Raw genomic sequence first — 7,090 nt, forward strand, 5'->3', positions numbered from 1 at the left:
AACCGGAACGGGCGCGCGCTCGTCACCGGCACGGCGCCAGCCGCGCGTGCCTCTTCCAGCAGCGCCGCGCGGTCGCTGACCACCCAGACGCGCTCGATCCCGGCGGCGAGGAGCACGCGCACGCGCACGAGGGTCAGCGCTTCCCGCACGCGCGCCACCGCCCCCGTCAGGGGGCCGCCGGCGCGACCGCCTTCGAAGATGACGGCGTGCACGCGGGGCATTGCGGTTCGGGTCATGCGTCTCCACCGCTCAGCGCGCGGGCTCGATCAAGCCGTAGCCGCCCTCGCGCCGGCGGTAGAGCACGTTGACCACATCGGTCTCCGCGTTCTGAAACACGTAGAAGTCGTGGCCGAGGAGGTCCATCTGCAGCACGGCTTCGTCGACGTCCATGGGCTTCAGGTGGAAGCGCTTCACCCGGACGATCCGCGGCAGATCCTCGGAGGGGTCTTCCGTGCGCTCCTCCTTCGCGCGCTCGGGCTTCTTGGCGCCGCCGTCCTGGCGCGCCTTCCGGTTGAGACGCGTCTTGTACTTGTGGATCTGGCGCTCCAGTTTGTCCCAGACGCGGTCCAGGGAGGCGTACATGTCGCCCGTCGCCTCCTCGCCGCGCAAGATGTAGCCCGAGACCGGCACGGTCACCTCGACCAGGTGCCGGCCCCGCTCGACCTCGAAGCTCACCTGGACGTGGAGAGGCTCGTCGAAGTACTTTCCGAGGCGGGAGAGCTTCTTTTCCGCATACTCCCTCAACGCGGGCGTGACGTCGATGTTCTTGCCGTGCAACTGCAGGTTCACCGGCATGAGACGCGACCCCCTTACCCGACTTCCAAGACCATTCTAGCCCGCACGGCCACCACCTTCCGGCGTGTCGTTTCCTGTCGTCGCCATCGGGGTGAACATGCCTCGTAACAGAATGCCGTCGACCGGAAAAGCTGTGGATAATGTGGATAACCCTGTTCACAAGCGGCGGATCAGGGGGCCGACATGTGGATAACTCTGTGGGACATGTAGAGGATTCCCGAATTATGTCGAATGGCGTCAGCGCTCCCGGTAGGACCAGCGGCTCAGGACGATGCCGATCTCGTACAGGAGGAACAGCGGCACGCTCACGAGCATCTGCGACATCACGTCGGGCGGGGTGACGGCGGCCGCCACGATCAGGATCAGAAGATACGCGAGTCTTCGTCCCGCGCGCAGCGTGCGCGGCGCGACGAGACCCAGGCGGGACAGCGCGAGCACGACGAGCGGCCACTCGAACACGAGACCCACCGGCACCAGCAACCCCAGGAGAAAGCTGAGAAACGACGAGACGGTGATGTACGGCTGGATGTCCGGCGTCGCAAAGCCCAGAAGAAACCGCCAGGCGAAGGGGACGAGGTACAGGTACGCGAATGCCGCGCCGCAGAAGAAAAGCAGGGCCGCGGCCGGCAGGGCCGCGTAAAGAAGCCGACGCTCCGCGGGCATGAGTCCCGGAACCACGAAGGCCACGATCTGGTACAGCACGACCGGCGAGGCGAGCGCCAACCCGGCCACAATGGCGATGTTGAGCACGGCCGTGAACGCCTCGCCGGGCTGGACGAACACGAGGTGGGAATCGAGCCGGCGGACCACTTCATGGAGAAGCCACGACGCGCGAAACCAAGCGATCACGACCCCTGCCGCCACCGCGACCAGCGAGACGATGAGGCGGTAGCGGAGCTCCTCGAGGTGGCTTTCCAGCGGCGCCAGCTTGCTCACGTCAATCGCCACGTTCCGCCAGGGTTCGGCCCGCCTCCAGCACGCGCTCCAGGGCGTCGTCGTCGTCGAGCTCCGCGTAGACGCGCACGATCGGCTCGGTTCCCGACGCGCGGAACAGGATCCAGCCGCGGTCGCCGAGACGCAGTTTGTATCCATCCAGGGGGTCGATGCCCGTGACCGCGAGCCCGGCCACGCTCCTCGGCGGCGAGGTGCGCAGCCGTTCCATCAGGCGCCTCTTCTGCTCCTCGGTGAGATGCAGGTCGAGACGGCGGTACACGTGGTAGCCGACGGTCTGCATCAGGTCGTCGACGAGCTCGCCGAGGGTCTTCCCGCGCGCACCGCACATCTCGATCAGCAGCAGGGCGCAGACGATCCCGTCGCGCTCCGGGAGGTGGTGCTGGATGCCGAGCCCGCCGCTTTCCTCGCCGCCCAGCAGCAGGTTGCCGGTCAGGGCGTACTCCGTCACGTACTTGAACCCCACGGGACGCAGCAGCACCTCAAGACCGTAGCGGCGCGCCAGCTTGTCGACCATGTCCGTCACCGCGAACGTCTTGACGACCGTGCCACGCCAGCCGCGGTCCTCCACCAAGTGCTGCAGCAGAAGAGCGAAAATCCGTTGCGAGTCCACGATGCGGCCATGCTCGTCCACGGCCCCGACGCGGTCGGCGTCCCCGTCGGTGACGACCCCGCCCCGCGCTCCGTGGGAAACGACCGCCTGTCGCAATGCCTCCAGGTTGGCGGCCACCGGTTCGGGGTTGACGCCGCCGAAGGATGGGTTCACGTCCCCGCGGATCTCCACGACATCGACGCCGGCCTCGCGCAGGAGCCCGGCCAGGATGCCGCGCCCCGCGCCGTGCATCGCGTCGCTGATCCATGGCCCCCGCGCCCGAGCGACGACATCGAACTGCACCAGCCGCCGCACCTGGTCGAGGTACGTCGGCAGCGCGTCGAACTGGCGCACGCGCGCGTCGTCCTCGCGCGGCTCCCGTCCGGCGGCGACGTTTTCCGCCAGGCGGCGCTCCACAGCCGCCGTGAAGTCCGGCAGCGCCGGACCGCCAAAGGGGCCCTTGATCTTGAAGCCGTTGTAGATGGGCGGATTGTGGCTGGCCGTGATCATGACGCCCGCGGCCGCGCCGCGCTCCCGCGTGGCCCAGGCCACGGCCGGCGTCGGCGTGGCCAACTGCGTGAGGAACGCGTCGAAGCCGTTCGCCGAGGCGACCCGGGCGACGGCCAGCGCGAAGCGGTCGGAGAGGAAGCGCGTGTCGTGCCCCACGACGATGGATCGCGGACCGCCTTCGGCCGCGAGGACGTCGCAAAGCGCCTGCGCCACGCGACGAACGTTCGCGAACGTGTACCGGTCGGCGATGACGTCCCGCCAACCATCAGTGCCGAAACGAATGCCGAGCGTCTCCGCGAGGGACATGCCCTGCCCCACCCCCGCCGATGAGCATACCACTCCAGCCGGGGCGGTCGAAGGGGTCGCGGGGTCGGCGGAGCGGACCGTGGAACGGCGAGGCTGCCGCAGGAACTAGCGCAGGAAGTCGAGCAGCGTGGGCTGGAGGAGGCGCGCGCCGACCTGCAACGCCATCCGGTACGCGTTCTCGCTTTGCATGGCGTCCATCACCGTCTTCGTGATGTCGGCGTCCTCGGTGTCGCTCAAGAGTTTCTGCAGCTCGAAGCCCGTGGCCCCCAGCCGGTCGATCGCCAGCTGCATGCGCGCCGACAGGGCGCCCACGACGGCGCGGTGGTTGATGAAGTTGTCCTGAAGCCTTGAAATCTCCGCGAGGTCAGCGGTCGAGATGGTGTTGACGTCCTGTGCATCGAGGTCGTTCGCGAGTTTATCGAGCGCGGCGTACAGGTCTTTGATGTCCTGGCTCGCGTCGACGTTGACCGGCACGCGCACGCCCGGCCCGATCTCGCGCACAATCAAGTTGTTGTCGCCAGCGTACGACAGAGTCCCGGTCCCGCTCACGCTATACGGCTTGGTGTCGTCCGCGGAGCCTGCGAAGAGGAACCGGCCGGCCATCTCCGCGTTCGCCGTGTCGACGAGCTGGTCCCGGAGCTGGCGCACTTCCGTGGCCAGAGCCTGATGCGCAGACAGGGGCAGGGAACTGTCGCTGCCCTTGATCGCCAATTGCCGAGCCCGCAGGATGATGTCGCCGATGCTCGCGAGCGCCTGGTCGGTGGTGTCCAGCCGGTCCTGTGCGTCCTGCGCGTTGGCGAGATAGCGTTCGTTCTGCGCGAGGCCGTGCGAGAGCTCCAGCCCGTACTGGATCCCCGAGGGGTCGTCGGACGGGCGGTTGACGCGGCGACCCGAGGCCATCTGCTCCTGCAGCCGGGCCAAACGGGTCTGCGACCGGCGGATGTCGCCGATGACCTGCTCATAGACCATGCTGGACGTGACCCGCACGCGCGATCCTCCTCACGAACCGCGGAACCGAGCCGTCGCCTACAACCCGGCGCGGCCGAGCCGCTCGACCACGGTCCCGATCATGTCGTCGATGGCGGTCAGCGTCCGAGCTGCCGCCTGGTACGCCTGCTGGTATTGCACGAGACGCGCCATTTCCTCGTCCAGCGACACGCCCTCCACGGACTGGCGCTGGACTTCCAGGTTCTGCAGGAGCGCCTGGGCGTTTTCGGCCCGCGTGCTCGCCTCCAGACGATCGGCGCCGATCTGCCCGACGAGCCCCCGGTACGCCTCGTGGATGCTCGCCGCGCCGCCCACGACATTCGGCGTGTCGAGTAGCGCCGCAATGTCGAGCGCAACCGTGCCGTCGCCGCTGGCGCCCGGCGGCGCAGCGGCGGCAATCATTTCCGGGTGACCCACCAACGCCGGGTTCAACTGCAGTAGGATTGGTTGAGTCCAGGGGGAGCCCGTAGTGGAGCCCGTATAAGAGAAGAAATCCTCGCCATTTGCCCCGGTCAAGTCAATTCCGGCCTTGTGCAGACTGTTCGTCTTACTTGCCAGCGCGTTCGCAATCGCGTCCAGCTGCGCATGATAGCCCGGAATGACGACTTCACGCAGGTCGAGGAGCCCGCCCAGCGAGCCGGCGGACCCGGGGGCGATGGTCAGCTGCGCGCCCGTGGACTGCCACGTCAGGGTCAGGTTGCCGCCGCCGACGGTGACATCGATCGCGTCAGCACGGTCGCCGCTGACAAGGGCGTACCCTTGCACCCACACGTCGACGGTGTCGTCGGCGTTCAGGCGCGTCTGAAGCGGCGCGATCTGTCCCATCTGGTTCAGCAGGTCATCGCGCTGGTCGATGAGGTCGTTCGGGTTCTGGCCCATCGCCTTGAGACCGGCGATGTCGTGGTTGAGCTCCGCCACCTGCTGTGCGAGCCGGTTGAGCTGGGCCACCTGGTCCTGGATCTGGCGATCCACGTCGTCGCGGATGGAGAGCCACTGCTGGTCCAGGTGCGAGAAGTCCTCGCCGAGGGCCGCAGCCGTCTGCAGCAGCACCTGCCGCGCGGCCAGGTTGCCCGGGTCATCCGCGACCGCCTGCCACGCCTTCCAGTACGCGTCCAGGGAGGAGGCGAGGCCCGTCGTGCTCGGCTCGTTGAGGGTGGCCTCGATCTCGCCGAGCGCCTTGTCCATCGCGTCGTAACGTCCCTGCCACGCCGACTGCGCCCGAACCTGGCGGTCGAGGAACGCGTCGCGCACGCTGGAGATGTCCGCGATGGCGACGCCGGTCCCCCAGGAGCCCGCCCCGATGGGCCCGTCCATGTCGATCGCGCGATACGGCGGCGTCGCCTGCAGCCGCGCGACCTGGCGCCGGTAGCCGGGCGTGCTGGCGTTGGCCACGTTGTGAGCCGCGACGTCCACGGCGCCGCGTTGCGCCTCCAGCGCGCGCAGAGCCGTCTCCAGGCCGAAGAACGTGCTGCGCATGTCAGGCCCTCCGTTGCCAGCGCGCGTGCGCCGCCACGGATTGGGCGCGTCCCGTGGCGTCATAGGCGGTGCCCGACGCGCGACGCAAGAGATTCAAAGAAAATTCCACATACGCGAGGGACTGGCCGAGAAGCGACTCATTCGTGGCGTTCAAACGCGCGACTTCGTCCATCACGGTGAGGAGCGCCAACCGGCGCTCCGTGAGTGAGCGAGCCGTCTCGGGAGGCAGGTGGCGCGTCAACTCCTGCAACGTGGCGCGCGGCTCGAGCCCGATGGATGCGGCCAGCGCGGATGTCGCCGCGAGCCGGCGACTCTCCCACTTGTCGAGGTCGGCAAGGAGTTCCAGCTCGCGTTCGACCGTCGACTGCAGCCGCTGCCAGTCCCCCTGAAGGATCTGTTGCCGCTTCTGACGCGTGAGTTGATGAAGCTCGCGGTAGACCGCGAGCTCTCCGTCCAGGGCCGCCTGCAGCGTGTCGAGGGCCATCATACGCGACCGCCAGCCAGACGATCGGCCAGCGAGCGAGCGAGGATCTGGTCCGCGATGGCGTACGCGTCCGGCGCGTACGTGCCTTCCGACACGCGCTGTTTCAGCTCGGCAACCCGCGCCGGGTCCACGTCCGGCATGGCCACCAGGCGGTCCAGCCACCGGCGGACCTCCTTCGCGTCCCGGCTGAACGAAACGCCGTCCTGAGCCGAGGCACCGACTTGGGGCGAACGGTCGTCGCGGCGGTCGGCTCTTTGCAGTTCGGTCAAATACGCTCGAGCAGCCTCATGAACTTGCCCGTGCGACACCTTCACGGTGCACGCCTCCCGTGGCGGTCACGGCCTCTGTGGCCTGCTACACCGTGTTTCGAGTGTCACGGGGAATTGTTGACCGTGATGGGAGGCCGATTCTGTGGGCGCGGAGCTCACAATCTCCTCGTCTCGTCGTTTTTCTTGATCGGACGCCTGTCGACGTCTTTCTAACATGAGCCGGGCACGACCCGCCGGACGGCGGCAACGGTCAGCTCATCAAGGCTTCGGCCGCTGACGGGGCGCTCCGTAGAACTGCGTCCGCCGAGGACGGTCACCGGCCAGCCCTCTTTGCAAGGCCGCGATGCAGGACGGGCAATACCGCCCCTCCGTGATGGGCCGGCCGCACCCCTCGCAGTGCAGCTCGGCGCGGACGCCGATCAGCCGCCCCTGCTTGAGGAACCGCAGGATGAGACCCGGCTCGACATCCAGCGCCCTCGCCACTTCTTCCACGCTGGCTTCCGGGTGGTCCGTCACGTAGGCGCGGACCTTGCGAAAGACGTCCTCTTCCCGCGCGAGGCACGGCGGGCACACGTCCGGTCCGCTGGAATCGAACAGGGCCCCGCAGCGCCGGCAATTGCGAAGCATTCCGCACTCCCTTCCCCGACCGGCCGCGCGGCCGCGAGCCGCGCCGGCACGTCGGCGTCACAGGTCCCGGCAGAGGACGGCGGCCACCACGGA

General features: G+C 68.2%; 9 protein-coding genes. All 9 read right to left on the reverse strand.

Features of this window, described 5'->3' with window-relative positions; all coding sequences use genetic code 11:
* Positions 1–236, reverse strand: a 236-nt coding sequence (locus IRZ18_07695) for a hypothetical protein (GenBank protein ID MBX5476985.1), incomplete at its 3' end; no start/stop codon positions are given.
* Between the two features lie 13 nt (positions 237–249).
* Complete coding sequence (gene raiA / locus IRZ18_07700) at positions 250–789, reverse strand: ribosome-associated translation inhibitor RaiA (GenBank protein MBX5476986.1); 540 nt, start codon at positions 787–789, stop codon at positions 250–252.
* 243 nt (positions 790–1,032) lie between these two features.
* The gene (gene tatC, locus IRZ18_07705; GenBank protein ID MBX5476987.1) at positions 1,033–1,731 is read right to left on the reverse strand and encodes a twin-arginine translocase subunit TatC; all 699 of its coding nucleotides are present in this window, start codon (positions 1,729–1,731) and stop codon (positions 1,033–1,035) included.
* A 1-nt stretch (position 1,732) separates the two neighbouring features.
* On the reverse strand, positions 1,733–3,154 hold the full coding sequence (locus tag IRZ18_07710; protein ID MBX5476988.1) for a phosphoglucomutase/phosphomannomutase family protein: 1,422 nt from the start codon (positions 3,152–3,154) through the stop codon (positions 1,733–1,735).
* A 105-nt stretch (positions 3,155–3,259) separates the two neighbouring features.
* Positions 3,260–4,141, reverse strand: a complete 882-nt coding sequence (flgL, locus tag IRZ18_07715; GenBank protein ID MBX5476989.1) for a flagellar hook-associated protein FlgL — start codon at positions 4,139–4,141, stop codon at positions 3,260–3,262.
* Between the two features lie 39 nt (positions 4,142–4,180).
* The gene (flgK, locus tag IRZ18_07720; GenBank protein MBX5476990.1) at positions 4,181–5,617 is read right to left on the reverse strand and encodes a flagellar hook-associated protein FlgK; all 1,437 of its coding nucleotides are present in this window, start codon (positions 5,615–5,617) and stop codon (positions 4,181–4,183) included.
* Between the two features lies 1 nt (position 5,618).
* Positions 5,619–6,101, reverse strand: a complete 483-nt coding sequence (locus IRZ18_07725) for a flagellar protein FlgN (GenBank protein ID MBX5476991.1) — start codon at positions 6,099–6,101, stop codon at positions 5,619–5,621.
* Positions 6,101–6,370, reverse strand: a complete 270-nt coding sequence (gene flgM / locus IRZ18_07730) for a flagellar biosynthesis anti-sigma factor FlgM (protein ID MBX5476992.1) — start codon at positions 6,368–6,370, stop codon at positions 6,101–6,103. Before flgM ends, IRZ18_07725 begins: the two co-directional genes overlap by 1 nt.
* A 258-nt stretch (positions 6,371–6,628) precedes the next feature.
* The gene (locus IRZ18_07735; protein ID MBX5476993.1) at positions 6,629–6,997 is read right to left on the reverse strand and encodes a MerR family transcriptional regulator; all 369 of its coding nucleotides are present in this window, start codon (positions 6,995–6,997) and stop codon (positions 6,629–6,631) included.
* Positions 6,998–7,090: the final 93 nt, after the last annotated feature.

Source organism: Clostridia bacterium, from assembly GCA_019683875.1.
Classification (GTDB): domain Bacteria; phylum Bacillota; class Sulfobacillia; order RBS10-35; family Bu92; genus Bu92.

What these genes read in the sequence shown, in the direction of transcription:
- IRZ18_07735 (MBX5476993.1), bottom strand. Translation starts at nt 6,997, where the DNA reads ATGCTTCGCAATTGCCGGCGCTGCGGGGCCCTGTTCGATTCCAGCGGA.
- IRZ18_07725 (MBX5476991.1), bottom strand. Translation starts at nt 6,101, where the DNA reads ATGGCCCTCGACACGCTGCAGGCGGCCCTGGACGGAGAGCTCGCGGTC.
- flgK (MBX5476990.1), bottom strand. Translation starts at nt 5,617, where the DNA reads ATGCGCAGCACGTTCTTCGGCCTGGAGACGGCTCTGCGCGCGCTGGAG.
- IRZ18_07710 (MBX5476988.1), bottom strand. Translation starts at nt 3,154, where the DNA reads ATGTCCCTCGCGGAGACGCTCGGCATTCGTTTCGGCACTGATGGTTGG.